Here is a 26,005-nt window from a genome sequence, read left to right as displayed (position 1 = left end):
GATGATCCTCACTCGGCGGGCCGCGAAATGACGCATTGCTTGTCTGCACCCTGGAAGCCGCGCCCGGCGATGATCAGGTCGGAGGCGCGCGCGTCGGCGCCCGCCTTGCGATTGGGGAACTTAGCCTTGCCGCCTGATTCGTTGAGGAAAATATTGTCACTGAGCTTCACGTCGCGGCTCTTGTCGTTGACGAACTGGTCCGCGACGTTGCCGATGAGCGTGATGTCTGCGGCGCCGGCCGCCGCGATCCACACCGGGTTTCCACCCGGGATCGAGAGCACCGTATTATTTTCGATCAGGACATGATCGACGCCACTGGCGAAAATGCCGTGGTAGAGATGCTGATTGTAAACCAGATTGTTGGCGATAGTGAAATTGCTGTGGCGCAGCGCGGGATTCTCGGCGCTGATGAAGATGCCCTGCATCCCGTCACCCGTACCCTTGAACACCTGGTTGTTGGTGATCTTCACATTGGTCGATCCGCTCGGCACGCTATGGTTCCAGAACTGGATGCCGTCAGGATGATCGCCGGGCGCCGGGTGGAAGCTGGAATAGCAATTGCCGTCGATGAGCGCGGTGTCGATCGCCGAAAAGTCCGATCCGTCCGACGCCATCTGATAGAACCGGTTGCCCTGCAGCGTCACATCCTGCGACTTGGTAAGGATCACGCCGTTGTAGAGCTGCTGGAAGTCGGACTGGCTAATCGTGATGCCCTTTGTGTCGGCCACGAAGATGCCAACGCCGTCATTGCGCGGATCGTCGTCGAGCGAACCATGCACCCAAACCTGATCGACAACGATATTCCGCGAGCCCAAGATGCGGACGAAGCGCAGCCATTCCGGTTCTCCGGCTTCGAGAACGCGGCCGAGCCGAACGTTGCGCAGCGTGATATTCTCGACGTTCGACAGGCTGACGTCGCTGAAATGGGCGAGCTTGTCCGGCACCGCCGAGGTGATGGTCACGGGCTTTGCATAGGATTTGCCGTCGAGCGAGAGCGTATAGTCGCCCGGCGCGACGGCGATGGTCTCGCCGCCCTTCGCGCTGGCCAGAGCGGCGGCGAGTGCCGCGTCGGTCGATACCGGGCCTGCGGCGGGCGCCGGGGTCGCCGAGCAGCCGCCCGCCGCAATGGCCAGCAAGGCGCCAAGGGCGACTTTGAGATTAGGCATCATTGACTCACTCTCTCAGGCCGGGCCGTGCAGCGCGATCGCCGCTCAGTCTATGGGCGCCGCATAGCAGGCGTCACGTTGAAAATTGGTGGAGAAAGCCCGGACAGGGCCATTTCCCTTCACGCCTGTGACTTTCGCGCGGCGCGCAGCCGGTCGAGCACGGTATCGATCTGCGCGCGCAGTTCGGCAGGCATGTTCGCCCAGGCGAGCCAGCTGATCGCGGCGAGCAGCGGAACCGAGACAATCCACAAGGCAATGCCGTGATAAGGCAGGATGCTGGCGACGACCGCGCCTGCGCACAGCAGCAATGCGTTGGCGCCGAGCAGCCCTGCCTTGTCGAGTTTCCCCCCCGCGGCGAAGGACAGAAGGATGAAGTCGACGGCGAAGCGGACGGCCAGGGCGAAGGCGCAGCCGACGAGCCCGAATTGCTTCATCCCGAAATAGAGGCCGGCGAGATAGAAGGGTATCTCGATCAGCAGGACCTTGGTGACCAGATCGGGGCGGCCGGTGCCCTGCAGCCGGCCATAGGGCACGATCGCGAAGGCGTTGGCCCAGAAGCCGAGGATGATCAGCCGGGCGATCGGCGCGGCCTGCGTGCCGATCTCGCGCCCCACCCACAGATCGAGGAAGGGGTGGATGATGAAGATCGCCACCATGATCGGCGGCCCGAGCAGCGACGAGAGGACGAGCAGCGCCTTGCCGGTGAGCCGCGACTGTTCCTCCCGGTCGGCCGAGGGCAGGCGCGGGAAGATCGCGCCGACCAGCGCGGTCGGAATGATCGAGATGCGCTGAGCGATCTGGAAAGGCACGGTGTAAACGGTGACTGCCGCCGAGCCGAGGACGGCGCCGATCGCAAACCGGTCGACGATCACCAGCATCGGGCTGAAGATCGAGGTCAGCGTCACCCAGCCGCCATAACCGAGCAGCGATCGTGCGCGCCCCGACGAGAAGCGGATCGGCTGGCCGCGAAGCACCAGCCGGTGGCACTGAATCCACATAGCCGCAATCGCGGTCGCGCGCGCGGCCAGCGCTGCTGCCAGCAATCCTGAGATGTTGGGGCCGATCAGCCAGGCGACGCCGAGCGGGAAGATCTGGAACAAGGCGGTCGAGGTGACCGAGAGCATGTTCACTTCGAGGAAACGATCCTTGCCGATCAGCGTGCCGGTGAGCACGCCCGTCATCGTCGCCACCGGAACCGAAGCGGCAAGGAGCGGGACGGCAGCGAGAATCTCTGGCCGCAGCCTGGCATCGACCTTGAAGACGCTCTGGAAGAAATATTGCGACACGAGCCAGAGCACGATCGCGCCGACCAGCCCCATCCCGATGTTGACGAGGATCGCCGACCAGAAGACTTCGGCCTGCTCGGCCGGATCGCCGTCGCGCAGCGCCGAGATCTGGTAAGTGGTCGCGCGGCCCAGCCCCAGATCGAACAGCCCGAAATAGCCGAGGAAAAGCCAGGCGATCGACAGCACGCCGAACCGGTCCTGCCCCACGAAATGCAGGTAGATCGGCACCGTCGCCAGCGCCAATATGATCGGGATGATCGACCCGATCAGATTATAGCGCGAGTTGCGCGCGATGCTCATGGGCGCGCGACCTCCGTCAACGCACAGGGATCATGCCCGTCGCATCCGGCAAGGATGGCGCCCTTCATTATTTATCGCTCTCCACAAGGCTGTGCATATCGCCCCGACACACATCCTGCCACGAACGCGAGCGAATGCCATAGCTCTGCGCCGCTACGCTGCCGCCGGTAACGAGGATTGCGGGGCGCGCCACGGATCAGGCGCTTTTGAGACCGAGCCGCTCGCCTGCGTAGGCGCCCGACATGATCGGACGCCACCAGGCTTCGTTGTCGAGATACCAGCGGATCGTCTTGGCGATGCCCGTCTCGAAACTTTCCAGCGGTTTCCAGCCGAGTTCGCGCTCGAGCTTTGACGCATCGATCGCGTAGCGGAAATCATGGCCGGGGCGGTCGGCGACGAAGCTGATCTGCACGCGGTAGCTTTCGCCGTCGGCGCGTGGGCGGATTTTGTCGAGCGTGTCGCAGATCGTCTCGACGACCTTCAGGTTGGTGCGTTCGGATCGGCCGCCGACCATGTAGCTTTCGCCGGGGACACCGCGCTCGAACACCACCGTCAGCGCGCGGACATGATCGTCGACATAAAGCCAGTCGCGCACATTGTTGCCAGTGCCGTAAACCGGCAGTGGCTCGCCCGCGAGGCATTTGAGGATCATCAGCGGGATCAGCTTCTCGGGGAAGTGATAGGGGCCGTAATTGTTCGAGCAGTTGGTGATCAGTGTCGGCAACCCGTAGGTGTGATGCCAGGCACTGACGAGATGGTCCGATCCGGCCTTCGACGCCGAATAGGGCGAGCGCGGATCATAGGCGGTATCCTCGGTGAAATAGCCTTCGCCGCCGAGCGCGCCGAACACCTCGTCGGTCGAGATATGATGGAAACGGAAACCGGCTTTCTCCGCGCCGTCCAGCTGGCGCCAATAGTCGAGCGCGGCCGAGAGCATGTTGAAGGTGCCGACCAGATTGGTCTGGATGAACTGCGCAGGGCCGTCGATCGAGCGATCGACATGGCTTTCGGCGGCGAGATGCGTGACGACCTGCGGGCGGAAATCGGCGATCGCGCTGGCGACTGCGTCACGATCGCAGATGTCGGCGCGCTGGAAGCGATAACGGTTGCTGTCGGCGATCGGCCCGAGCGATGCGAGATTGCCCGCATAGGTCAGCGCATCGACATTGAGCACGCTGTGATCGGTGTTGGCGACCAGGTGGCGGACAAGCGCCGATCCGATGAAGCCGGCGCCGCCGGTGACGAGGATACGCAGCGAAGTCATCACAGCTCCGTCAGAGTGAGTGGTACGTGGTTCTGGACGATGCTCGTTTCGATTTCGTTCAGCGTGGCGGGACGGGACGTTTTCGGAGGGAGGTGCCTCAGCCTTCGGCCTGTTCCAGCGAGCCGTGGTCGGCGGTGCCCCGCCCGACCCCGACATAGGCAAGGCCGGCGCGGCGCGCATCGTCGGGCGCGTAGACATTGCGGAGATCGACGAGCAGCGGATTGCGCATCAGCGAGGCGATCCGCCGCAAATCGAGCGCGCGGAAAATGTCCCATTCGGTGACGAGGACGAGCGCATCGGCGCCTTCGGCGACCGCCAGCGCGTTGTCGCGATAGCCAATGCCTTCGATCACTGCCTTCGCGGTTTCATGGCCCTCGGGATCGTAGGCGACGATCTCGGCGCCTGCTTCCTTCAGCACCGGCACGATCGACAGCGAGGGGGCGTCGCGCATGTCGTCGGTATTGGGCTTGAAGGTGAGGCCGAGCAGGCCGATACGCTTGCCCTTCACGTCGCCGCCGAGCGCGGCGATCACCTTGTGGCCCATCGCGGTCTTGCGCAGGTCATTGGCCTCCACGGTCGCGTCGACGATGCGCAGCGGCACGGCATTTTCCTCGGCCGTGCGGAGCAGCGCGAGCGTATCCTTGGGAAAGCAGGAGCCGCCATAGCCGGGGCCGGCGTGAAGGAACTTGGACCCGATGCGATTGTCGAGGCCGATGCCGCGCGACACGTCCTTGATATCCGCGCCGACTTTCTCGGCGAGATCGGCAAGCTCGTTGATGAAGGTGATCTTGGTCGCGAGGAAGGCGTTTGCGGCATATTTGATCAGTTCGGCCGTGCGCCGGCCGGTGAACAGGATCGGCGCCTGATTGAGATAGAGCGGCCGGTAAATCTCGCGCATCACATTTTGCGCACCGACATCCTCGGTGCCCACGACGATGCGGTCGGGGCGCTTGAAGTCCGAAATCGCCGCGCCTTCGCGCAGGAATTCGGGATTGGAGACGACGGCGAGCGGCACATCGGGCCGCGTCTCGCGCAGGATCGCCTCGACCTTGTCGCCGGTGCCGACGGGCACGGTCGATTTTGTGACGATGACGGTGGGACCGGTCACTGCCTCGGCGATTTCCTTGGCGGCCGCGAAGACATAGCTGAGATCGGCATGGCCGTCGCCGCGCCGCGACGGGGTGCCGACCGCAATGAACACGGCGTCGGCATCCGCGACGCCGGCGGCGAGATCGGTGGTGAAGCTGAGACGCCCGGCGCGGACATTGGCCGCGACAAGCTGATCGAGGCCGGGTTCGAAGATCGGGATTCGGCCGGCCTTCAGCGCCTCGATCTTCGATTCATCCTTGTCGACGCAGACCACCTCGTGGCCGAAATCCGAAAAGCAGGCGCCGGATACCAGCCCGACATAGCCCGAGCCGATCATGGTGATCTTCATCGAAACCCTCTTTGCTGCGCCCGTCCCGTTAGCCGGGGCGGGCGCAGGATGCCACCCGAAAGAGGGTTATCGGTTTTTGTTTGCGGTGTTTTACTTCGCCTGCGCGAGGAACTGAGCCGTCGAGGCTTTCACCGTCTCGCCTTCGGGCTCGGCGCGGCCGCCGAGGCATCGGGCGAGAAAATTCTCGGCGATGGCATTGAAGGCGATATTGTTTTCCGGTCGGCGGAAGCCGTGGCCCTCGTCGGGGAAGAGGACGTAGGTGACGGGGATGTCCTTCGCCTTCATCGCATCGACGATCTGATCCGATTCGGCCTTGTTGACGCGCGGGTCATTCGCGCCCTGGCCGATGAGCAGCGGGCGGACAATCTTGTCGGCGCTGTAGAGCGGCGAGGCCTTCTTGAGGATGGCGAGGCCTTCGGGCGTGTTGGGATTGCCCATGCGCTGGTTGAACTGCTCGATGCCCGCCGTCCAGTAGGGCGGGATGGTCTTGAGCAGCGTCTCGAGATTCGACGGGCCGACGATGTCGACGCCGCAGGCGAAGGTCGTCGGCGTGAAGGCGAGGCCGGCAAGCGTCGCATAACCGCCATAGGATCCGCCCATGATCGCGACCTTGTCCTTCACCGCGACGCCGCGCGCGACGGCCCAGTCGACGGCGTCGATCAGGTCGTCATGCATCTTCAGGCCCCACTGGAGATTGCCTGCGTTGGTGAAGCCCTTACCAAAGCCCGTCGAGCCGCGATAATTGACCGACAGCACGGCATAGCCGCGATTGGCGAGCCACTGGTGATAGCTGTTGAAGCCATATTGGTCGCGCGCCCAGGGGCCGCCGTGGACGAGCAGGACCATCGGCACCGGCTTGTCGGGCACGCCGTCGCCATTCGCGTCGCTACCCGGCGGAAGCGTGAGATAGGCGGTGAGCGTCAGGCCGTCGCGCGACTTGATCTCGGTCGGGTGCATCGCGACGAGCGGTGCGCCTTCGAGTTCGGGGCGGCTGGCGTAGAATTGGGTGAGCGTGCCCTTGGTCCGGTCGTAGAGATAGACGACGGGCGGGCCTTTCACCGGATCGAGCGCCACGGTCCATTTGTCGTCGGCTTCGGTGCGCGAGGTGACGACGATGTCGCCGTCGAGCCTGGACTTGAGGAAATCGAGCGAGGCTTTTACCGCAGGATCGATCGCGGTCCATTCGTCGCGCAGATAATTGGCCGACCAGGCTTCGACCTCGCCGGTCTTCGGGTCGGTCATCACGCTGCCGATATCGGCCTTGGGGTCTTCGGCGACGATTTTCGTCGCGCCGGTCGCGACATCCTGCGCGATGAGCGCGGCGGTGTCGCGGCCGCGGCTGTCGAGCCAATAAAGCGTCTTGCCGTCGGTGGTGAAGCCCGAGGGCTGGGTGGTCAGCGAATCCTCGAGCGTGGTCGACGCGAAGGGCTTTTCATCGACCTTGCCGCCGGTGATGCGGAAAAAGTCGAAGCCGCCGGCGGTGTTGGGGCGAAGCGCCATGCGCAGATCGAGATTGTCGTCGGCCAGGAAGCCGGCAAAGCCATCGCCGCGCATCACTTCGGTGAGTTTGCCGGTCTTGAGATCGAGGCTGTAGGCATCGTGCCAGCGCGCATCGCGGTTGTTGAGACCGACAAGGATGCGATCCTTGATGTGATTTGAGGTGCCTATCACCTCGACACGGGTCTTCTCGAACGGGGTGAGCTTGCTTTCCCTGCCCGTCGCGACATCGACGCCGTAGAGCAGGAAATTCTCGTCGCCGCCCTTGTCCTGCACGAAAAGCAGCATGCTGCTGTCGGGCGCCCAGAAATACTGGCTGATCGGGCGCGTCTTCTCGGCGGTCATCGGCTTGGCCGCCGCGGGATCGGATGCGGGGGCGATCCAGATGTTCATCACGCCGTCGCGTGGGGCGAGCCAGCTCAGCCATTTGCCGTCGGGGCTGATGCGGCCCATCGAACGACTGGGATTGCCGAAGAGCTTCGCGCGCTCGATCAGCGGGGCGGAGGGCGCGGCCGAGAGTGGCGCGGCGGTGAAAGTGGTCGTGGCCATGAACAGCGCAGATAGAATGATTGTCTTCACGAACAAGCCTCCCCATCGGTGTATTGCATAAATAATACACATGGGAGGGCCGCGCGCCAAGCCTGTTGCGCCATGCCGGGCGGGGGCGGCGCCCGGCGCCGCCCCGCTGAAAGTTAGAAGGTCATATGGCCGCCGAGGCCGAAGACGATCGCGCGGCCATTGTCGAGCACGCCCGAGGTGGTGACGACGGTCTGCAGCGGAGTGCCGACGAAGGCGGCGGTGGTCTTGTCGATCGGATTGCTGGCGATCTTCGCATAGCCCAGCGAGGCATCGAGCCCCATATGCTCGGTCAGCGCATAGCTGGTGCCGAGCGCGAAGTTCCAGCGATTGCCGTCGGGCACGCGCGGATCGCGCTCACCCGAGCGGACCGGCGAAAGATCGCGCTGGATGCCGCCGCGCAGCGTCCATTTCGGGCTGACGGCATAGTCGAAGCCGCCGGCATAGGACCAGGTGTTGCGATAGCCGAAGGGCAGCGATTGACTGCCGAGCTGGCCGAGGTCGCTGAGATCGATCGTGTCGAACTCGCTCCAGCCGAAGCGCACGATCTGGGCGTTGAGCGTCAGCTGCTGCGTGGCATGATAACGGCCGCCGAACTGGAGCTGCCAGGGCGAGGTGTAGCGCGCCTTGGCCGTATCGACGCTGAAATTGACGCCCTGCGCGATCAGCACCGGATCGGTGAAGCCCGACACGGTGAGCGAGCCGTCCAGCTTGTGCTTGATCTTCGACTTGTAGCTGACGCCGAAGTCGAAATGCTCGTTGTGAAACTGGATGCCCAGGCTGTAGCCAACGTTCCAGCCGCTGCCCTTCAGGAACTGATAGCCGTCATTGCCTGCGTTGAGGCCGGCGATCGGCGGCAGCGGATCGGGGATCGCGTTCGAGAAGGTGGCGCGGACATATTCGATGTTCGGGCCGGCGCCGATGCTGATGTTGGGCGTCGGCGAGAAAGCGATGGTCGGCTGGATATCATAGGTGCGCAGGCGCGTCTTGTCCGCGCTGTAGCGGGCCCAGCTGTCCGCCGCATAATTGCTGGTGAAGCCGTATGGCGCGGCCGAGACGATGCCGATCGCGAACTTGTCGTTGAGGGGCATGGCGAAGCCGCCGGTCGGCAGGAAGCCCCTGTTGACCGGGTTATGCTCGTTCTGCTGGCCGCCGACCGAGGTGGTCGATCCGGGCACGGTGCCGAGGCCGGGAATGGTGACGGTCGGGCGGATCACCTGCGTGTTGACGTTGCGGGCATCGGCGTGCGGGAAGACGGCGGCAACGCCGAGAAAGCCCTGCGGCGCACTGATCCCGCCGATCGCGGCCGGGTTCCACCAGAGCTGCTGGACGCCGCGCTCGGACACTTCGCCGGAGAAAGCGCGCCCGGCGGCCTTGATCGACTGTTCCTGCAGATAGAAGGCGCCGGCATGTGCGGGGGCAGCGGCGATCAGCGGGGCGAAGGCGGCGGACGCGAACAGCGACGCGCGAACAAGCGTCTTGGTGTTGGGCACGGGGCGATCCTCTCTACACGGCCGGCTTTCCGCCGGAACCAAGCGCGGGCCTTTGCGCCTGCCCGTTGCGAATCGCAATCCTGATTTCAGTATATGGCGCCGGAATGGCTGCGTTTATGGCTTTATTTGCAGCGGGTGTTGAAGGCCGGGGTCTTAACGGGCGCAGCGCGAACTCATCCCCGTCATTGCGAGCGCAGCGAAGCAATCCAGCGGAACGCCGGGCATCGGCTGGATTGCTTCGCTGCGCTCGCAATGACGGGGGAGTGAACGGTGAAGCTTTCAGACGGGCAGGCCCATATCGGCCTTGTAATGATGCCAGGCGAGAATGGCGGCGGCGCCGCGATGCGGCCGCCATGCTTCCGCGATCTCGCGCAGCGTCTTTTCGTCGGGGCGTGCCTCATGCCCCATGATCCGCCCGATCTCGATCTGCACGGCGAGATCGCCCGCCGGCCAGATGTCGGGCCGGCCTTCGGCGAACAGCAGGTAGATTTCGGCGGACCATCGGCCAATGCCCTTGATGCGGACGAGCTCAGTGATTGCCTGCTCGTCATCGTCAGGCAGTCGGGCGAGATCGAGCTCACCCTCGACGATCAGCCCGGCAAGGCTGCGCGCATAGCCCGATTTCTGGCGCGACAGGCCGGCCGCGCGTAGCGTCTCGTCCGATGCGGCAAGCAGCTTTTCCGGATCGACCGCGCCGCCGATGCCGGCATCGAGCCGCGTCCAGACCGCATTGGCGGCAGCGACGCTGACCTGCTGGCCGACGATCGTCCGCAACAGCGTTTCATAACCCGGTTCGCGCAGGCGCGGCGCCGGATAGCCGACGCGCGCGACGGCAGCACCCAGAGCAGGTTCGATCGCCGCCAGTGCATCGAGCGAAAGTTTGAGCTGTTCGGCGGAAAGGCCCATCCGGCTTGATCATCCCCTCGACGCGCGACATAGCGTCTGCGCGCTCATCGCGTAGCGCGAACGGAAGGGGAACGCAAATGTCGAAACTGATCGTCGTCACCCGCGACGGAGCTGAACACAGCGTCGAGGGCGAAGACGGCCTGTCGGTGATGGAAGTGATCCGCGATAACGGATTCGATGAGCTGCTCGCGCTGTGCGGCGGCTGCTGTTCCTGCGCGACCTGCCATGTCCATGTCGATCCCGACTTCGTCGACAAGCTCGCGCCGATGAGCGAAGACGAGAACGACCTGCTCGACAGCTCCAGCTTCCGCAACGCGACGTCGCGGCTGGGTTGCCAGATCGAATTCGGCCCCGCGCTCGACGGCCTCAAGGTGACGATCGCTCCCGAGGACTGAGGCAAGACCGTTCGGGTCCGAAGGCGCGAACCCGCCACCGGGCGAAGGGGCTTGCGGCCGGTGGCGCTGTCGGCCTTTATGCACCGATGAATATGATGCGCTCCCTGTTCCTGTGGATGGCCGCTTTACTGGCGCTGGCAGCGCCGGCGGAGGCGCAGAAGCGCGGGCCGCTCGTGCTGGCGGCGGCGAGCCTGCAGGAATCGATGAACGCGGCGGCGAATGCCTGGGCCACCGCCGGGCGCGCGCGGCCGGTGATCTCCTTCGCGGCGTCATCCTCGCTGGCGCGGCAGATCGAGGCGGGGGCACCCGCCGATCTGTTCGTCTCCGCCGATGTCGAATGGATGGACGTGATCCAGCGCGAGCGGCTGATCCGTCCCGGCAGCCGGTCCGACTTTCTCGGCAACCGCCTCGTGCTGATCGCGCCCGCAGGGTCGCGTGTCGCGCTGCGGATCGGGCGCGGTTTCCCGATCGCGCGCGCGTTGGGCGACGGGCGGCTGGCAATGGCCGATCCCGACGCGGTGCCGGCGGGTAAATATGGCAAGGCGTCGCTGACCGCGCTGGGCGTCTGGCCTTCGGTTGCCGGGCGTGTGGCGCGCGCGGAAAATGTGCGCGCGGCGCTCGCGCTGGTCGAGCGTGGAGAGACGCCGCTCGGCATTGTCTATGAAACCGACGCCAGGGCATCGTCGAAAGTGCGCATCGTCGGCGTTTTCCCGCCGGGCAGTCACGCGCCTATCACCTATCCGATGGCGATCATCGCATCGTCGCGCAGTCCGGAGGCCGAGGGTTTCCGCCGATTCCTGCTGTCGCCGCGCGGGCGGGCGATCTTCCAGCGCTACGGATTTTCCGTCCGGTGAGGCTTTCGGCCGAGGAGTGGGGGATTATCGGCCTGTCGCTGAAGGTCGGGATCGTCGCGGTGGCCGCTGCCTTGCCGATCGCCTTCCTGATCGCGCTGCTGCTGGCGCGGGGACGGTTTCCGGGAAAATTGCTGATCGACGCGCTCGTGCATCTGCCGCTGGTGGTGCCGCCGGTGGTGACGGGCTGGGTTCTCCTGATCGCGTTCGGGCGGCAGGGGCCGATCGGGGGCTGGCTGGAAAGCTGGTTCGGCGTCAGCGTGATATTCCGCTGGACGGGGGCGGCGATTGCGGCGGCAGTGATGGCGCTGCCGCTGATGGTGCGTGCGATGCGGCTGTCGATCGAGGCGGTCGACCACAGGCTGGAGGATGCGGCGCGCACCCTGGGGGCGGGGCGGATCCGCGCTTTTGCCAGCATCACCCTGCCACTGTCGCTGCCGGGGGTGCTCGCGGGGCTGGTGCTGGGTTTCGCACGGTCGATCGGCGAGTTCGGCGCGACGATCACGTTCGTGTCGAACATTCCGGGCGAGACCGAGACGCTGCCGCTCGCTATCTACGCCGCGCTGCAGGTGCCGGGGGGCGAGGGCATCGTGGTGCGGTTGGCGGCGATATCGGTGCTGCTGTCGCTGGTAGCGTTGATCGCGTCAGAATGGCTGGCGCGGCGGATCGGCGCGGGCGGGAGCCGCCATGTCCTTTGAGGTCGATGTCGCCCGCAGCTTCGCCGGCGCGCATGTCGCGGCGCGCTTTGCGAGCGGGCCGGGGCTGACCGCGCTGTTCGGCCCATCGGGCGCGGGCAAGACGAGCGTGCTCAACATGGTCGCCGGGCTGCTGAAGCCCGATGCCGGGCTGATCCGCGTCGCTGGCGTGACCCTGTTCGACGAGACGACCGACCTGCCGCCGCAGCGCCGGCGCGCGGGCTATGTGTTCCAGGATGCGCGGCTGTTCCCGCATATGAGCGTGGCGGGCAATCTGCGCTATGGCGAGCGGCTGGCTGCCGAGGCCGAGCGCTGGATCGGGTTCGATGAGGTGGTCGATTTCCTTGGCATCGGCGCGCTGCTCGACCGGCGGCCGCGCAACCTTTCGGGTGGGGAGGCGCAGCGCGTGGCGATCGGGCGGGCGTTGCTTTCCGCGCCGCGCTTCCTGCTCATGGACGAGCCGCTCGCCTCGCTCGACAAGGTGCGTCGCGAGGATGTGATGCGCGTGATCGAGCGCGTGCGCGACACGCTCGGGCTCCCGATCCTCTATGTCAGCCACGATCGCGCCGAGGTGGAGCGGCTGGCGACGACAATCGTGGCGCTGGATCGGGACGGGGAGTCGTGACTAAAGTCGGCGCCGTGGAGTTCGACGAGGCCGAAATCGCCCCTGCGCCTGCCGAGGCCCTGAGGATCGAGATAGACGGGTGGGAAGGCCCGCTCGACCTGCTGCTGGCGCTCGCCCGATCGCAGAAGGTGGACCTGCGGCAGATCTCGATCCTGCAGCTCGTCGAGGGCTATCTCGCTTATATCGAGGACGCGCGCGCGCTGAGGCTCGAGATCGCGGCCGACTATCTGGTGATGGCGGCGTGGCTCGCCTATCTCAAATCCTGCCTGCTCCTCCCCAAGGATCCGACGGTCGATCCCAGCCCGGAGGAGCTGGCGCTGCGCCTGCAGCTCCGCCTCCAGAGGCTCGACGCGATGCGCGAGGCGGGCGCTCGGCTGATGGGGCGCGACCGGGTGGGGCGCGACGTCTTCACGCGCGGCGCGCCGGAGGGGCTGCGCACGGTGCGCAAGTCGGCGTGGGTCGCCGACCTCTACGAGCTGATCGCGGCCTATGGCGTGGTCGAGGCGCGGCGGCGGCCGGTGATGCACCGGATCGAGCGGCGGCCGGTGATGACGCTCGATGCTGCGCTCGATCGGGTGATGGCGATGCTGGGCGAGCGGATCGAATGGACGCGGATCGAGGCGTTCCTGCCGGTGGCGGCTGACGAGGATTACCGACGATCGGCGCTCGCCTCGAGCTTCCTCGCCGCGCTCGAACTGGCGCGGCAGGGGCGCGTGACGCTGAAACAGGATGCGGCTTTCGCGCCGCTCTATCTGAAAGCGGCGGGATGAACGACGCGGACGACCTGATGCGCGCGGTCGAAGCCGTGCTCTTCGCCGCTGCCGAGCCGCTGACGATCGCCGACATCAAAGCGCATGCCGGCGATTTCGAGGTGGGCGCAGTGCTGGCGCGGCTGCGCGACGATTATGAAGGGCGCGGCGTCGAGCTGGTCGAGCGCGGCGGGCGCTGGCAGTTCCAGACCGCAGCCGACCTTGCCCATATCCTGCGACGCGAGCGCGAGGAGCCGCGCAAACTGAGCCGCGCGGGGATCGAGACGCTGGCGATCATCGCCTATCACGAGCCGGTGAGCCGTGCCGAGATCGAAGCGATTCGCGGCGTGCAGATCTCCAAGGGGACGCTCGACGTGCTGATGGAGGCGGGCTGGGTGCGGCCCGCCGGGCGGCGCGAGGTGCCGGGGCGACCGCTTACCTATGCCACTACCCCCGATTTTCTGATACATTTCGGCCTGGCCTCGCGCCGCGACCTGCCCGGGATCGACGATCTGAGGGCAGCCGGCCTGCTTGATCCGATCGATCTCGCGATGAGTGCGGTTCAACTGGAAAGCGACGACGAGACCGACTAGAGGGGGCCAACGTCCCGGGAGATTGATCATGGGTGGTTTCAGCCTCTGGCATTGGCTGGTTTTGGGTATCGTGGTGCTCCTGCTGTTCGGGAAAGGTCGCTTTTCCGACATGATGGGCGACGTCGCCAAGGGCTTGAAGAGCTTCAAGAAGGGCCTCGCCGAAGAGGACGAATCGACCAAGCCGCAGCCGCGAATCGATACGGTCGACGCCACGCCGCGCACCGTCGAGGCGCAGCGCGCGCCGCAGCCGGAAGAAACGCGGCAGAATTGATTGCCGTCCGCGACGAGTGAAGTGAGCTGATGCTGGACGTCGCGCCGACCGAATTGCTGGTGATCGCGGTGGTCGCCCTTCTGGTGATCGGGCCGAAGGATTTGCCGCGCGCGCTCCACCAGCTCGGCAAGTGGATCGGCAAGGCGCGCGGCATGGCGCGCCATTTCCGCAGCGGGCTCGATGCGATGATCCGCGAGGCCGAGCTGGCCGAGATGGAAAAGAAATGGGCCGAGGAGAATGAGCGGATCATGCGCGAGCATGCCGCCCCGGACGAGGCGCCGCCGGTGATGGCTGCGCTGCCCCAGCCAGAAGCGCCGCCGGCCCAAGCTGCTGCGCCGGAGGCGCCGCCGCCGGCAACGGGCGAGACGGCGCGATGAAGGATCTGGACGAGACCACCGCGCCGCTGCTCGACCATCTGATCGAGCTTCGCCGCCGGCTGCTCTGGTCGCTGCTGGCGATCGGCGTCGCTTTTGCCGGCTGCTATTATTATGCGCGGCCGATCTTCGCCTTCCTCGTCCAGCCGCTGCTGAAGGCGGGGCAGGGCAAGCTCATCTACACCAACATCTTCGAGGCCTTCTTCGTCAATGTGAAGGTGGCCTTCTTCGCGGCGCTGATGGTCGCCTTTCCGGTGATCGCGAGCCAACTGTGGCAGTTCATCGCGCCGGGGCTCTACGCCAAGGAAAAGCGGGCCTTCCTGCCCTTCCTGATTCTGACGCCGGTGCTGTTCATCATGGGCGCGGCGCTGGCCTATTATTTCGCGATGCCGGTCGCGCTGAAATTCCTGCTGGGTTACCAGGGGAATGTCGGTGGGGTGACGCAGGAGGCGTTGCCGGGCGTTGGTAACTATTTGGATTTCGTGACGAAATTCATCTTCGGCTTTGGCGTGGCCTTTTTGCTGCCCGTGCTGCTGATGCTGCTGGAGCGCGCCGGGATCGTGACGCTTGCGCAGCTGCGCGCCGGGCGGCGCTACGCGATCGTCGCGGTGGTGGCGGTCGCGGCGGTGCTGACGCCCCCCGACGTCTTCTCGCAACTGCTGCTCGCGGTGCCGCTGATCGCGCTCTACGAGTTCACGCTGATCGCGATCTGGTTTACCGAACGCAAGCGCAAGAAAGAGCGGGAGGCCGAAGCGGCTGCCGCCGAGTAAGGGAGAAGGCCGATGATTCTCTATGGTTCGTCGCTGTCGCCGTTCGTCCGCAAGACGATGATCGCGGGCGCGGAAAAGGGAATCGCCTTCGAGCATAAGCAATTGCCCCCCGGCGCGGACGATCCCGGCTTCTGCGCGGCCAGCCCCTTCCGCAAGATCCCGGCGCTGAGCGACGGCGATTTCCAGATCTGCGATTCGACGGCGATCCTGACCTATTGGGAAGCGCTGCATCCCGAGACACCGCTGCTGCCCGCCGAACCGCGCGCGCGGGCGCAGACCATCTGGTACGAGGAATTCGCCGACACGATCCTGACCGGCGCCACGCTGCCCGTCTTCTTCAACATGTTCGTCGCGCGGATGATGGGGCGCGAGCCCGACATGGCGGCGGCGGACAAGGCGCGCACCGAAACGCTGCCCCCGGTGCTCGACTATATCGAATCGGTGATGCCTGAATCGGGCCATCTGATCGACGGCCGGCTGACCATCGCCGACATTGCGGTGATCTGCCCCTTGCAGAATGTCAGCTATTGCGGCGTCGCGATCGACGATCCGGCGCGGCCGAAGCTGGCGCATTTCTTCGCCAGCATGAATGCGCGGCCCAGCGTGGCGCCGATCGTCGCCGCCAACCGGAAGATGCTGCATCTGTCGAACTAACCAAATCGGTAAAAATATCTTGACATCGTGACGCTGATCTGGCACAAGGTCAGCACGCTGAAGAATTGTGAGTCGGGCCGGGCGGTCTTTTGGGGATCGGCGCCTGCTTTTCGTCGTTGCGAGCATAGCGAAGCAATCCAGGGGCTCTCGGGCTTCGTTCTGGATTGCTTCGCTGCGCTCGCAATGACGGGGGCGTGGGAATGGGGTTCGCGCGGAGACGCGGAGACGCGGAGTTTGAGGCGCGGTTCGGTTGGTCCTGCCGCCTTTTCTCCGCGTCTCCGCGTGAGCTGATTGTCCTGATGTTCGCGCGCTCAACCTTGCGACCGAGATGTTCATGGATCCCCGCCTGCGCGGGGATGACGGGCGGCGGGATGGCCGGGGTGCTGGTATCGGGAGATTGGGATGACGAAGCGGAGCAGCGGGGGTGCGGCGCGGACGGCGGCTGTGCGTCCGCCGCGCGATGCGCAGGCACGGGCGCCGCGCGCGAACGAATGGACCGGGGAGAAGCGCGAGACCTTTCTGGCGACGCTGGCGAGGACGCTGAACGTCACTGCGTCGGCGCGTGCGGTGGCGATGTCGCCGGCGTCGGCGCGGATGCTCAAGAAGCGCGACGCGGGTTTCGCCGAGGCGTGGGAGGAGGCGATGATCGCCGCCTATGAGGAACTGGAGCTGGCGCTGATCCGCCGCGCGACCAAGGGCGTGAGCAAGCCGGTGTGGCATCAGGGCAAGCGCGTGGGGCGCGAGCGCGTCTTTTCCGAAAGCATGGCGCTGCAGCTGATGGCGCAGCACCGGACGACGGTGATGGAATTGCGCGCGCGGCGGGGCGCGGGCGCAGCGCGCGACGAGGCGGACGAGGCGATCCGCGCGCGCCTGATCCTGCGGATCGAGACGATGCGGGAGAATCTGACGGGGCAGCAGATGCCGGTCGAGCAGCAGCGCCAGACAGGCGCGGCGGAGGAGAGCGGCGATGGCGCGCAACGTCCCGCCGGCTGAAGACTCATGGGTCGAACGGCATCTGTATCATCCCCATGCGGATTTCCTGCCCGCGATGATCCGGGGCATGGCCGGCGCCGAACTGCGCGCGATCGAGCATGACTGGAGCCTGTGGGCGCGCGGCGGCCAGATCGCGCCGCAGGGGCAGTGGACGGTCTGGCTGATGATGGCGGGGCGCGGCTTCGGCAAGACGCGCGCGGGGGCCGAATGGGTGCGCGATCAGGCGCGGCAGGGGCCGCGCGCGCGCATCGCATTGGTCGCGGCGACGGCAGGCGAGGCGCGGCGCGTGATGATCGAGGGCGACAGCGGGCTGCTGGCGATCGCGCCTGCGGACGAGCGACCCGACTGGAAGCCCTCGATCGGGCAATTGCACTGGCCCAATGGCGCGCAGGCCTTCGTCTATTCGGCAGCCGAGCCCGATGCGCTGCGCGGGCCGCAGCACAGCGCCGCCTGGACCGACGAGATCGCCAAATGGCCCCACGCGATCGAGGCCTGGGACAATCTGATGCTGGGGCTGCGCAGCGGGCGCTGGCCGCGCGTGGTGGCGACGTCGACGCCGCGCCCGGTGGCGATCATCCGCCGGCTGATCGCCGAGCCGGGCGTGATCGTGACCGGCGGGCGGACACGCGACAATCGCGCCAACCTGGCGCCCTCGTTCATCGCCACGATGGACGGGCTTTATGGCGGCACGCGGCTAGGCCGGCAGGAACTGGACGGCGAGCTGATCGAGGAAGCCGAAGGCGCGCTGTGGAGCCGCGCGACGATCGAGGCGCGGCGCGTGCGCCGGATGGGCGCGGTGCGGCGCGTGGTGGTGGGCGTCGATCCGCCGGCGGGGACCGACGGCGACGCCTGCGGGATCGTGGCGGTGGCGCTGGGCGACGACGGCTTTGCCTATGTGATCGAGGATGCGAGCGTGGAAGGGCAGGCGCCCGAGGGCTGGGCGCGCGCCGTGGCGGCGTGCGCGGCGCGGGCGGGCGCCGACCGGGTGATCGCCGAGGCCAATAATGGCGGGGCGATGGTGGAAAGCGTGCTGCGCGCGGCGGCGGCGAACCTGCCCGTCAGGCTCGTCCACGCCTCACGTGGCAAGGCGGCGCGGGCCGAGCCGGTCTCTGCGCTCTACGATGCGGGGCGCGCCTTCCATGTCGGCGCTTTCCCCGAGCTGGAGGATCAATTGTGCGGGCTGATCGCGGGCGGCGGCTATGCCGGGCCGGGGCGATCCCCCGACCGCGCCGACGCGCTGGTGTGGGCGATGAGCGAACTGATGCTCGGTCCGCAGGCGGGGCATGTGGGGGTAAGGATGTTGTGAGGGGTTGCGCGCCTATTGAGGCTTGCCGCACGATCGATATCCGTCGTGAGCGGTTTAGGGCGGAGATGCTCGCATGATGCCGATTCTGCTGATCGTTGCGCTTGCGGCGGGGGAGCCGGGCGTGGGCCCCTTACGCCCTGCGGCTGACCGGTTGGGCAATCTGGACGAGGCAATCTATCTGGCCAGCGAGGGCGCAACAGGGAGGGGCCTTTGCGATCGCGCGCGTGCCGAGCGTTACGCGGCTGATTTCGACCGCCGCTATGGGAATCGTATCGAGGCGCTGAAGCGTTCCTATCATGCGCGTTTCGGCCCCGATCGGGATTTCACCGTCGTCAACACGTGCAGATTGAAGCGTCACCAGATGCTCGATGGTACATATTCCTATGCGATCAATGAGGATGCGGAGCGCGAAGAGCATCAGGCGGCGATGGACGCGTTCGATGCGACGCTGAAGCAGCTGGAGGATCGGTACGGACAGCCGCCGGTGCGAAAATAGCGGATTTTTGGGCTTTCGTTCCGGCGCCGCGCTCGCCTATCCTTTTGGATGATCAAGCAGGGGATCGGCGATGAAATTGCGGCATTTTTCGGTGGGCGTGGCGGGGCTGGCGCTGGTTGCGGGAGGCTTGGCCGACGCGGCTTCTCCCGCGAAGGCGGTGCGCGGGTGGCGCGAGGCGAACGAGAAGGCGATCGTCACGCAATTCTCGACCCTGCTGTCGCTGCCCAATGTCGCGACGACGCTGGGCGATGTCGAGAAGAACGCCGATTTCCTGTCGGCCGAGCTGCAGAAGCGCGGCTTCACGACGCAGCTGCTGCGCGCGGCGCCGGGGACGCCGCCTTCGCTCTATGCCGAGATGAAGGTGCCGGGGGCGAAGCGCACCGTGCTGTTCTACGCCCATTATGACGGGCAGCCGATCGCGCAGAAGGGCTGGCTCAACCCGCCCTTCGAGCCGACGGTGCGCGAGGGATCGGGCGATGCGGCGAAGGCGGTCGACTGGAAGGCGGCGAGCGGGCCGCTCAACCCCGACTGGCGCATCTATGCGCGATCGGCGGGCGACGACAAGGGATCGATCCAGACGATGCTGAGCGCGCTCGACGCGCTGAAGGCCAGGGGGATCAGGCCGACGATCAACATCAAGCTGCTCTATGAAGGCGAGGAGGAGCAGGGATCGCCGCACTTCGCCGAGATCGTGCGGCAGAACAGCGCGCTGCTCAAATCCGATCTGCTCATCATGGGCGACGGGCCGATGCACCAGTCGGGCAAGCAGATGATCAATTTCGGCAATCGCGGGATCACCGGTTTCCGCATGACCGTCTATGGCCCCAACAAGCCGCTCCACGACGGCCATTATGGCAGCTGGGCGCCGAGCCCGGCGGTGATGATCGCCGATCTGGTGATGAGCCTGCGCGACGATGACGGGTACATCAAGGTGACGGGATTCTATGACGATGTGAAGCCGGTGTCGGCGGCGGACAAGGCGGCGCTGGCCGCGATGCCGCCGGTCGAGGACGATCTGAGGAAGGCGCTGGCGCTTGGGCGCAATGTCGGGCCGAAGCGGCTGGCCGACGGCTATCTGTCGCCGACGCTCAACGTCCGCGCGATCCATGCCGGCGACGACGGGCCCAATGCGGCGAACGCGATCGCGACCGAGGCCAATGCATCGGTCGACATCCGCCTGGCGCCGGGCGAGACGCCGGCGCGCGTTCGCACGCTGATCGAGGATTATCTGGGAACGATCGGCTGGACGGTGGTGCACGAGACGCCCGATGCGGCGGCGCGGGTGGCGCATCCGAAGATCGTGAAGATCGACTGGGACGAAGGCAGCTCGATCGCGACCGAGACGCCGATGGAAGGGGCGGCGGCGAGCGCCGTCGCCGCCTCGATCGGGCGGACGGTGGGCTATCCGGTGATCCGCCTGCCGATCGTCGGCGCCAGTTCGGGCATTGCCGAGGTGGTCGACCAGCTCAAGGTGCCGATGGTGGGCGTGAGCATCGCCAATTATGACGACAACCAGCATGCGCGGAACGAGAATCTGCGGCTGGGCAATTTGTGGGACGGTATCGAGGTCTATGCCGGGCTGCTGGCCGACATGAGCTGGTAGCAGGAAAGGGCGCGCGGGCGGGCGCCGCCAAAGCAAAAGGACAAGCGGATGAGATGGTTCGGCCGGAAGGCCGCGCAGGGTGCTGCGCGGCCTGCTTTTGCGCGTGGGTTTGCGGGTGTCGTTACGGGCGAGATCGAGGACTGGCCGGCGAGCTACGAGACGCGGGTGCGCGCGGCCTATCTGCGCAATCCGGTGGCGCAGCGCGCGGTGCAGGCGCATCTGGCGGTGTGGACGGGGCAGGGCTTCGTCCATGCCGATGCCGGGCTGCGGCGCGTGGTCGAGACGCCGGGGCGGCCGCGCTGGCCGCTGATCGGGCTTTGGCGAGCGGGAGAGGATTGATGGCGACGCTGGTGCTGACGGCGGTGGGCACGATGATCGGCGGGCCGATCGGCGGCGCGATCGGGGCGGCGATCGGCCAATATGTCGACCAGGCGATCATCTTCAAACCCAAGGGGCGCGAGGGCGCGCGGCTGGGCGACCGATCGGTCCAGACATCATCCTACGGCTCGGCGATCCCCAGGCTGTTCGGGACGATGCGCGTGGCGGGGACGGTCTTCTGGTCGACCGACCTGATCGAGGACCGGCACAAGAGCGGCGGGGGCAAGGGGCGGCCTTCGACGACGAGCTACAGCTATTCGGCGTCGTTCGCGGTGTTGATTTCGGGGCGGCGGATTCGAGAGGTGCGGCGCATCTGGGCCGACGGCAATCTGCTGCGCGGCGCGGCGGGCGACTTCAAGACCGAGACGGGATATCGCCTCTATTCGGGCGACGAGGATCAGGAAGTCGATCCGCTGATCGCGTCGGCCGAGGGCATCGGCCAGGCGCCCGCCGCGCGCGGCTGCGCTTATGCCGTGTTCGAGGGATTTCAGCTCGGCGCCTTTGGCAACCGTATTCCGTCGCTGACCTTCGAGGTGGTGGCCGATGACGCGGCGGTCAATGTCGGCGCCATGCTCGGCGAGATTTCGGGCGGGGCGGTGGCGGGCGCGCATGTCGCCTCGCTCGGCGGGTTCGCGGCTTCGGGCGACAGCGTGCGCGGGCTGATCGAGACGGTCGCCGATGCGCTGCCGCTGTCGCTGGTCGACGACGGCGCGGCGCTGAGGATCGGGGACGACGGCGCGGTGGCCGAGATCGGTGCGACCGAGCGGCGCGCGACGGCCGATCGCACCACCGAGGAGGCGCATCAGCGCGGTTCGGCGCTGGCCGTGCCGGGCGAAGTCGAGCTCAGCTATTATGATCCGGCGCGCGACTATCAGGCGGGGCTGCAGCGCGCGCGGATGCCGGGGGCGGGACGGCGATCGGCGCGGATCGAGCTGGCGGCGGCGCTGGAGGCAGGCGAGGCCAAGGCGATCGCCGAGGCGCGGCTGGCGCGCCACGCGGTCGAGCGCGAGCAATGGAGTCTGTCGACCGGCTGGCGGCGCACGGCGCTGCGCCCCGGCGACGTGGTGACGCTGGCGGGCGAGGCAGGGCGCTGGCGCGTCGCGGGATGGACGCTCGAGCGAATGGCGCTTGCGCTGAAGCTGGTGCGCGTGCGGGCGGGGGCGATGACGCCTTTGCTGCCCGCAGCACCGGGGCGGGGAAGCGGCGCCCCAGATCTGATCCACGGGCCGACGACCGTCCGCCTGCTCGACCTGCCGCCGATCGAGGATGGCGCGCCGGATGCGCCCCGGCTTTTCGTCGCGGCGGCGGGCATGTCACCGGGCTGGCGGCGGGCAAGTCTACTGATGTCGACCGACGGCGGCGCGCGCTGGGAGCCGATCGGCGGGACGGCGGCGCCCGCGACGATGGGGACGGCTCTTTCGGTGCTGGGCGAGGCCGCGCCCGAATTGTTTGATCTGGGCGGCGCGGTGGAGATCATGTTGCTCAATGCGGCGATGACGATCGGGGACGCCGACGATCCGGCGTTGCTCGGCGGGGCCAATCTGGCGCTGCTCGGCGACGAGCTGATCCAGTTCGGACAGGCCGAGCCGCTGGGTGGCGCGCGCTGGCGGCTGTCGCGGCTGCTGCGCGGGCGGCGGGCGACCGAGTCCGCGATCGCCACGCATCGGGCGGGCGAGCGCTTCGTGCTGATCGAGCCATCGACGCTGGCGCGGCTGTCGCCCCCGCTCGCGGCGATGGGCGGCGCGGTCAGGCTCATGGCAAGCGGGCTGGGCGACCTGGCGACGCCCGCCGAGGACGCCATCCCCGCCATGGCGGGCGGACTGCGTCCGCTTGCGCCCGTCCGGCTGCGCGCGACGCCGATGGCGGATGGCGGCTTCATGATCGGCTGGACCCGGCGGAGCCGCGCGGGCTGGACATGGAGCGACGGCGGCGACGCGCCGATCGGCGAGGCGCGCGAAGCCTATCGCCTGACGTTGCAAGGCGCCGGCGGCGGCGGGCGCAGCGTCGAGACCGGGCCGCCGCCCTGGATCTATCCGCCCGACGCGGTCGCCGCCGACCTCGCCGTCGGCGGACCCGACATGCTGATCAGGGTGGCGCAGATCGGCGATCACGCCCTGTCGCCCACCGCCACGCTGAACCTGACCATCGGATGAGGATGAAGCGATGACCGAATCGTCGAGCGCGCGGCTGGGCCTGCCCTATCTGGCAAGCGGACAGGCCCAGAAGGATATCACGCATAATGAAGCGCTTGCCCTGATCGACATGGGGTTGGCGCCGGCAGCGCTGTCGATGGATCTGGGGGCGCCGCCAGCCGATCCCGCCATCGGGGCATGCTGGATCGTGGGCGAGGCGGCCTCGGCCGAGTGGAGCGGGGAGGCTGGCAAACTGGCGTGCAGGGTCGCCGGCGGCTGGCGTTTCCTGGCGGCGCCCGACGGCATGCGCGTGTGGCTCGCCGATCGCAATCTGTGGGCGCAGCGGGTCGGCGGCACATGGTCCGCCGGCGTCGAACATGCCGCCGAAATCCGAATCGGCGGCGACGCGGTGCTGGGCGCGCGCAAGGTCGCAGTGGTGCTTCCCGACGGCGGTGCAACAATCGACGGCGAGGCCCGTGCGGCAATTGCGGCCATTGTCGACAGGCTCCGCGCGCACGGCCTGATCGCGTAATAAAATGCCTGTCCTTTAGTGTTTAAGCGCCCCAAACTGCGGCATTTAGGCAACAGTTTGAGGAATTGGATGCTTGCGCCGCAACGAAGCTGGAGTTACGGAGTTACGGCTGTCCTTGGTGACACACGAGAAAGGGGATTCATATGCGGAAGCTAGCCGTTGCAGTGGCGCTCGCCACCACGGCGATTGCCTCGCCCGCTCTGGCGCGAGACAAGTCGTGGTATGTTGGCGTCGAAGGCGGCGCCATGATTGTCGAGGACATCAAGCTCGACATCGCCGGGATCAAGGATAACGCGACCGCGAAGCATCGCGCCGGCTATGATGTCGACGGCATCATCGGCTATGACTTCGGTCCGTTCCGTGCGGAAGCCGAGGTCGGCTATCGTCGCGCGACCGTGACCAACTTCACGTCGCAGACCACGTCGTATGTTGGCACCGCCGTGCCGGCGCCCGCCGGGACCTATCCCAACGCTGGCGGCAGCAGCTCGGCGCTGAGCTTCATGCTGAACGGCCTTGTCGATTTCGGCTCGGACGACGGCATCAGCGGTTTCGTCGGCGGTGGTGCCGGTGTCGGCCGTGCGAAGTTCAACTGGCGCCTCGTGGGCAATGCCAGCCTTCTGGACGATTCGGACACGCGCTTCGCCTGGCAGGCTCTGGCGGGCGTCCGCGCGCCGCTGACCAGCCATATCGACATCGGCGCGAAGTATCGCTTCTTCAACATCGACAACATCAAGCTGATCGACGGGCTCGGCCGCGACGTGAAGACGCGCTACCGTTCGCACAGCCTGCTGGCGAGCATCACCTACAATTTCGGCGCACCGGCGGCTCCGCCGCCTCCCCCGCCGCCGCCTCCGCCTCCGCCGCCTCCCCCGCCGCCTCCGCCTCCGCCGCCTCCGCCGCCGGAAGTGGTCTGCACGCCGGGACCGTACATCGTGTTCTTCGAATGGGATAAGTCGGACCTCACCGCTGAGGCTTCGTCGATCCTCGACAACGCGGTCACGGCCTATGGCAGCTGCGGTCAGGCGCAGGTGATGGTTGCCGGTTACACCGACACGTCGGGTACGCCCAAGTACAACATGGGCCTGTCCGAGCGTCGCGCCGCGACCGTCAGCAGCTATCTGCAGTCGAAGGGCGTCCCGGGCGGCGTGATCACCGCCAAGGGCTATGGTGAGACCAACCTCCGCGTTGAGACCGCCGACGGCGTTCGCGAACTGCAGAACCGTCGCGTGGAAATCACCTACGGTCCGGGTTCGGGCAACTAAGCCTGGGCTTGATGCCAGAAATCGGGGAGTCGGCGTTCGCGTCGGCTCCCCTTTTTCATGCCTGCCCTTTTCAGGCCCGTCCGGCTGACTGCGCCCGCGCTGTCAGCCTTCGACGGATATTTGCCGGTTCCTCCCGATGATCTCGCTGCATCGCATCGATCTTCTGCTGTCCTGGTTCGACCTGCTGGGCATCGCGGTGTTCGCGGCCTCAGGCGCGCTGCAGGCGGCGCGCCAGCAGCAGACGCTGGTCACCTTCGCGTTCTTCGCGCTGATCACCGGGACGGGGGGCGGCACGCTGCGCGATCTCCTCATCGGCGCTCCGGTCTTCTGGATCCACGACAGCCGCTATCCGCTGATCTGCCTCGCCGTGCCCCTGCTCGTCTGGGTGACGCCCCGCCATTGGTGGCAGGATCGCGCGCTCGACTGGTTCGATGCGATCGGACTGGCTTCCTATGCGGTGTTCGGCGCCGCCAAATCCATCGCGTTCGGCATCGCGCCGATTCCGGCGGCGATGATGGGCGTCGTGACCGCCTGCGTCGGCGGCATATTGCGTGACGTGCTGGCCGGGCAGCCTTCGATCATCCTGCGCCCCGAGCTTTATGTGACTGCCGCCGCCCTGTCGGCCTTCCTGTTCGTCGGGCTGACGATCGCAGGGGTCTCCCCGTTCGTCGCGGCATTCGCGGCGGCGGGCGCCGGCTTCGGGTTGCGCGCGCTGGCAATCGTGCGCGGGCTGGCGCTGCCGGGCTATCGCAGCTGAGGCACGATTCCCGGCCGCCCGCCGGCTTTCGGGCGAAGCGGGTTGGCGTGACGGGCGCGATCGGGTTATGGGATCGGCCGAGACTCACAGGCCATATCCCCCAGCCCCATGCACGATTCGCCTGAATCGAACGGTATCGAGGCCGTATTCCTCGCCAATCGGGACAAGCTGATCCGTTTCCTCGCAGCGCATGGCGCCGGCGATGCGGCGGAGGATTTGTTGCAGGAATTGTGGTTGAAGCTGAGCGCGTCGCCAGGCGGGCCGATCGCGCAGCCGCTGGCCTATCTGTTCCGCGCGGCCAATAATCTGATGCTCGATCGCTACCGCTCGGTCCGGCAGGAAGCGAAGCGTGAGCGGGCCTGGTCCGAGACCACCGGCCCGGTCACCCCGGGGCGTTCCGACGAGCCTTCGGCCGAGCGGACATTGCTGGCGCGCGAACAACTGCGCCGCGTGCAGGCCGCGCTCGATGCGATCGGCGAACGGGCCGCCGCGATCTTCCGCCGCCACCGGATCGACGGCGTGGCCCAGCGCGACATCGCCGCCGAAATGGGCGTGAGCCTGAGCACCGTCGAAAGCGACCTGCGCAAGGCCTATCGCGCCGTCATCGAAGCACGGGGCGAATTGGAATGAGGTTGCGGGCGAT

Annotated in this window: 27 protein-coding genes; 20 read left to right on the top strand and 7 right to left on the bottom strand. The window is 66.8% G+C overall.

All coding sequences use genetic code 11. The features are described 5' to 3' along the window. Positions 1-8 precede the first annotated feature (8 nt). The 7 genes from AC3WT0_RS15285 to AC3WT0_RS15255 all read right to left on the bottom strand — a co-directional run bounded on the left by AC3WT0_RS15285 (position 9) and on the right by AC3WT0_RS15255 (position 9,926). Positions 9-1,166 (bottom strand): right-handed parallel beta-helix repeat-containing protein, encoded by a 1,158-nt coding sequence (locus tag AC3WT0_RS15285; RefSeq protein ID WP_492754296.1) that lies wholly within the window; start codon positions 1,164-1,166, stop codon positions 9-11. A 119-nt stretch (positions 1,167-1,285) separates the two neighbouring features. Continuing rightward, a complete protein-coding gene (locus AC3WT0_RS15280) occupies positions 1,286-2,752 on the bottom strand; it encodes a flippase (protein WP_492754295.1) in 1,467 nt (488 codons plus the stop codon). Between the two features lie 196 nt (positions 2,753-2,948). Then, a complete protein-coding gene (gene rfbB / locus AC3WT0_RS15275) occupies positions 2,949-4,007 on the bottom strand; it encodes a dTDP-glucose 4,6-dehydratase (RefSeq protein ID WP_492754326.1) in 1,059 nt (352 codons plus the stop codon). Positions 4,008-4,113: 106 nt separating this feature from the next. Continuing rightward, positions 4,114-5,454 (bottom strand): UDP-glucose dehydrogenase family protein, encoded by a 1,341-nt coding sequence (locus tag AC3WT0_RS15270; protein ID WP_492754294.1) that lies wholly within the window; start codon positions 5,452-5,454, stop codon positions 4,114-4,116. 90 nt (positions 5,455-5,544) lie between these two features. Next, entirely contained in the window at positions 5,545-7,530 is a 1,986-nt protein-coding gene (locus AC3WT0_RS15265) for a S9 family peptidase (RefSeq protein WP_492754293.1), read from the bottom strand. Positions 7,531-7,643: 113 nt separating this feature from the next. Next, positions 7,644-9,020, bottom strand: a complete 1,377-nt coding sequence (locus AC3WT0_RS15260; protein WP_492754292.1) for an OmpP1/FadL family transporter — start codon at positions 9,018-9,020, stop codon at positions 7,644-7,646. Positions 9,021-9,299: 279 nt separating this feature from the next. After that, a complete protein-coding gene (locus AC3WT0_RS15255; protein ID WP_492754291.1) occupies positions 9,300-9,926 on the bottom strand; it encodes a DNA-3-methyladenine glycosylase family protein in 627 nt (208 codons plus the stop codon). A gap of 77 nt (positions 9,927-10,003) precedes the next feature. Between AC3WT0_RS15255 and AC3WT0_RS15250 the strand changes: the two genes are divergently transcribed. From AC3WT0_RS15250 to AC3WT0_RS15155, 20 genes are all read left to right on the top strand, one after another. Beyond that, positions 10,004-10,321 carry a 2Fe-2S iron-sulfur cluster-binding protein gene (locus AC3WT0_RS15250; protein WP_492754290.1) on the top strand — a complete coding sequence of 106 codons (318 nt, stop codon included), beginning with the start codon at positions 10,004-10,006 and terminating at the stop codon, positions 10,319-10,321. Positions 10,322-10,416: 95 nt separating this feature from the next. After that, the gene (gene modA / locus AC3WT0_RS15245; protein ID WP_492754325.1) at positions 10,417-11,175 is read left to right on the top strand and encodes a molybdate ABC transporter substrate-binding protein; all 759 of its coding nucleotides are present in this window, start codon (positions 10,417-10,419) and stop codon (positions 11,173-11,175) included. Continuing rightward, positions 11,172-11,870 (top strand): molybdate ABC transporter permease subunit, encoded by a 699-nt coding sequence (gene modB / locus AC3WT0_RS15240; protein WP_492754289.1) that lies wholly within the window; start codon positions 11,172-11,174, stop codon positions 11,868-11,870. The genes modA and modB overlap by 4 nt, the downstream gene beginning before the upstream one ends. Then, the gene (locus AC3WT0_RS15235) at positions 11,860-12,492 is read left to right on the top strand and encodes a molybdenum ABC transporter ATP-binding protein (protein ID WP_492754288.1); all 633 of its coding nucleotides are present in this window, start codon (positions 11,860-11,862) and stop codon (positions 12,490-12,492) included. The genes modB and AC3WT0_RS15235 overlap by 11 nt, the downstream gene beginning before the upstream one ends. Next, the gene (locus tag AC3WT0_RS15230) at positions 12,489-13,262 is read left to right on the top strand and encodes a segregation and condensation protein A (protein ID WP_492754287.1); all 774 of its coding nucleotides are present in this window, start codon (positions 12,489-12,491) and stop codon (positions 13,260-13,262) included. The genes AC3WT0_RS15235 and AC3WT0_RS15230 overlap by 4 nt, the downstream gene beginning before the upstream one ends. Continuing rightward, positions 13,259-13,834, top strand: coding sequence for an SMC-Scp complex subunit ScpB (scpB, locus tag AC3WT0_RS15225; RefSeq protein WP_492754286.1), 576 nt, complete (start codon positions 13,259-13,261; stop codon positions 13,832-13,834). Before AC3WT0_RS15230 ends, scpB begins: the two co-directional genes overlap by 4 nt. A 28-nt stretch (positions 13,835-13,862) precedes the next feature. Beyond that, a complete protein-coding gene (locus AC3WT0_RS15220) occupies positions 13,863-14,105 on the top strand; it encodes a twin-arginine translocase TatA/TatE family subunit (RefSeq protein ID WP_492754285.1) in 243 nt (80 codons plus the stop codon). A gap of 29 nt (positions 14,106-14,134) precedes the next feature. Continuing rightward, positions 14,135-14,482 (top strand): Sec-independent protein translocase protein TatB, encoded by a 348-nt coding sequence (gene tatB, locus AC3WT0_RS15215; RefSeq protein ID WP_492754284.1) that lies wholly within the window; start codon positions 14,135-14,137, stop codon positions 14,480-14,482. Beyond that, a complete protein-coding gene (gene tatC, locus AC3WT0_RS15210) occupies positions 14,479-15,249 on the top strand; it encodes a twin-arginine translocase subunit TatC (RefSeq protein WP_492754283.1) in 771 nt (256 codons plus the stop codon). The genes tatB and tatC overlap by 4 nt, the downstream gene beginning before the upstream one ends. Positions 15,250-15,261: 12 nt before the next feature. After that, entirely contained in the window at positions 15,262-15,903 is a 642-nt protein-coding gene (locus AC3WT0_RS15205) for a glutathione S-transferase family protein (protein WP_492754282.1), read from the top strand. A 402-nt stretch (positions 15,904-16,305) separates the two neighbouring features. Continuing rightward, positions 16,306-16,896: a hypothetical protein gene (locus AC3WT0_RS15200; RefSeq protein ID WP_492754281.1), complete on the top strand. Its 591-nt coding sequence runs from the start codon at positions 16,306-16,308 to the stop codon at positions 16,894-16,896. A gap of 55 nt (positions 16,897-16,951) precedes the next feature. Beyond that, positions 16,952-18,202, top strand: a complete 1,251-nt coding sequence (locus tag AC3WT0_RS15195) for a DNA-packaging protein (protein WP_492754324.1) — start codon at positions 16,952-16,954, stop codon at positions 18,200-18,202. Positions 18,203-18,275: 73 nt separating this feature from the next. Continuing rightward, positions 18,276-18,698 carry a hypothetical protein gene (locus AC3WT0_RS15190; protein ID WP_492754280.1) on the top strand — a complete coding sequence of 141 codons (423 nt, stop codon included), beginning with the start codon at positions 18,276-18,278 and terminating at the stop codon, positions 18,696-18,698. A gap of 70 nt (positions 18,699-18,768) precedes the next feature. After that, on the top strand, positions 18,769-20,301 hold the full coding sequence (locus AC3WT0_RS15185) for a M20/M25/M40 family metallo-hydrolase (protein ID WP_492754279.1): 1,533 nt from the start codon (positions 18,769-18,771) through the stop codon (positions 20,299-20,301). A 48-nt stretch (positions 20,302-20,349) separates the two neighbouring features. Then, the gene (locus AC3WT0_RS15180) at positions 20,350-20,640 is read left to right on the top strand and encodes a hypothetical protein (protein ID WP_492754278.1); all 291 of its coding nucleotides are present in this window, start codon (positions 20,350-20,352) and stop codon (positions 20,638-20,640) included. Then, on the top strand, positions 20,640-22,832 hold the full coding sequence (locus AC3WT0_RS15175) for a phage tail protein (protein WP_492754277.1): 2,193 nt from the start codon (positions 20,640-20,642) through the stop codon (positions 22,830-22,832). The genes AC3WT0_RS15180 and AC3WT0_RS15175 overlap by 1 nt, the downstream gene beginning before the upstream one ends. A gap of 10 nt (positions 22,833-22,842) precedes the next feature. Then, complete coding sequence (locus AC3WT0_RS15170) at positions 22,843-23,343, top strand: DUF2793 domain-containing protein (RefSeq protein ID WP_492754276.1); 501 nt, start codon at positions 22,843-22,845, stop codon at positions 23,341-23,343. A 143-nt stretch (positions 23,344-23,486) separates the two neighbouring features. Next, the gene (locus tag AC3WT0_RS15165) at positions 23,487-24,605 is read left to right on the top strand and encodes an OmpA family protein (RefSeq protein WP_492754275.1); all 1,119 of its coding nucleotides are present in this window, start codon (positions 23,487-23,489) and stop codon (positions 24,603-24,605) included. A gap of 136 nt (positions 24,606-24,741) precedes the next feature. Further along, a complete protein-coding gene (locus tag AC3WT0_RS15160; RefSeq protein ID WP_492754274.1) occupies positions 24,742-25,362 on the top strand; it encodes a trimeric intracellular cation channel family protein in 621 nt (206 codons plus the stop codon). 108 nt (positions 25,363-25,470) lie between these two features. Then, on the top strand, positions 25,471-25,992 hold the full coding sequence (locus AC3WT0_RS15155) for an RNA polymerase sigma factor (protein ID WP_492754273.1): 522 nt from the start codon (positions 25,471-25,473) through the stop codon (positions 25,990-25,992). Positions 25,993-26,005: the final 13 nt, after the last annotated feature.

This window comes from Sphingomonas sp. EU05-FHT14C10 (genome assembly GCF_058790595.1).
This window is presented reverse-complemented; position numbering and strand designations above follow the sequence as displayed.

Bases quoted from the DNA above. Each gene is read 5' to 3' on its own strand.
- AC3WT0_RS15285 (WP_492754296.1), bottom strand. From the start codon at position 1,166: ATGCCTAATCTCAAAGTCGCCCTTGGCGCCTTGCTGGCCATTGCGGCG.
- AC3WT0_RS15280 (WP_492754295.1), bottom strand. From the start codon at position 2,752: ATGAGCATCGCGCGCAACTCGCGCTATAATCTGATCGGGTCGATCATC.
- AC3WT0_RS15270 (WP_492754294.1), bottom strand. From the start codon at position 5,454: ATGAAGATCACCATGATCGGCTCGGGCTATGTCGGGCTGGTATCCGGC.
- AC3WT0_RS15255 (WP_492754291.1), bottom strand. From the start codon at position 9,926: ATGGGCCTTTCCGCCGAACAGCTCAAACTTTCGCTCGATGCACTGGCG.
- AC3WT0_RS15250 (WP_492754290.1), top strand. From the start codon at position 10,004: ATGTCGAAACTGATCGTCGTCACCCGCGACGGAGCTGAACACAGCGTC.
- modA (WP_492754325.1), top strand. From the start codon at position 10,417: ATGCGCTCCCTGTTCCTGTGGATGGCCGCTTTACTGGCGCTGGCAGCG.
- AC3WT0_RS15235 (WP_492754288.1), top strand. From the start codon at position 11,860: ATGTCCTTTGAGGTCGATGTCGCCCGCAGCTTCGCCGGCGCGCATGTC.
- scpB (WP_492754286.1), top strand. From the start codon at position 13,259: ATGAACGACGCGGACGACCTGATGCGCGCGGTCGAAGCCGTGCTCTTC.
- AC3WT0_RS15220 (WP_492754285.1), top strand. From the start codon at position 13,863: ATGGGTGGTTTCAGCCTCTGGCATTGGCTGGTTTTGGGTATCGTGGTG.
- tatB (WP_492754284.1), top strand. From the start codon at position 14,135: ATGCTGGACGTCGCGCCGACCGAATTGCTGGTGATCGCGGTGGTCGCC.
- tatC (WP_492754283.1), top strand. From the start codon at position 14,479: ATGAAGGATCTGGACGAGACCACCGCGCCGCTGCTCGACCATCTGATC.
- AC3WT0_RS15205 (WP_492754282.1), top strand. From the start codon at position 15,262: ATGATTCTCTATGGTTCGTCGCTGTCGCCGTTCGTCCGCAAGACGATG.
- AC3WT0_RS15200 (WP_492754281.1), top strand. From the start codon at position 16,306: ATGACGAAGCGGAGCAGCGGGGGTGCGGCGCGGACGGCGGCTGTGCGT.
- AC3WT0_RS15195 (WP_492754324.1), top strand. From the start codon at position 16,952: ATGATCCGGGGCATGGCCGGCGCCGAACTGCGCGCGATCGAGCATGAC.
- AC3WT0_RS15190 (WP_492754280.1), top strand. From the start codon at position 18,276: ATGATGCCGATTCTGCTGATCGTTGCGCTTGCGGCGGGGGAGCCGGGC.
- AC3WT0_RS15185 (WP_492754279.1), top strand. From the start codon at position 18,769: ATGAAATTGCGGCATTTTTCGGTGGGCGTGGCGGGGCTGGCGCTGGTT.
- AC3WT0_RS15180 (WP_492754278.1), top strand. From the start codon at position 20,350: ATGAGATGGTTCGGCCGGAAGGCCGCGCAGGGTGCTGCGCGGCCTGCT.
- AC3WT0_RS15175 (WP_492754277.1), top strand. From the start codon at position 20,640: ATGGCGACGCTGGTGCTGACGGCGGTGGGCACGATGATCGGCGGGCCG.
- AC3WT0_RS15170 (WP_492754276.1), top strand. From the start codon at position 22,843: ATGACCGAATCGTCGAGCGCGCGGCTGGGCCTGCCCTATCTGGCAAGC.
- AC3WT0_RS15165 (WP_492754275.1), top strand. From the start codon at position 23,487: ATGCGGAAGCTAGCCGTTGCAGTGGCGCTCGCCACCACGGCGATTGCC.
- AC3WT0_RS15160 (WP_492754274.1), top strand. From the start codon at position 24,742: ATGATCTCGCTGCATCGCATCGATCTTCTGCTGTCCTGGTTCGACCTG.
- AC3WT0_RS15155 (WP_492754273.1), top strand. From the start codon at position 25,471: ATGCACGATTCGCCTGAATCGAACGGTATCGAGGCCGTATTCCTCGCC.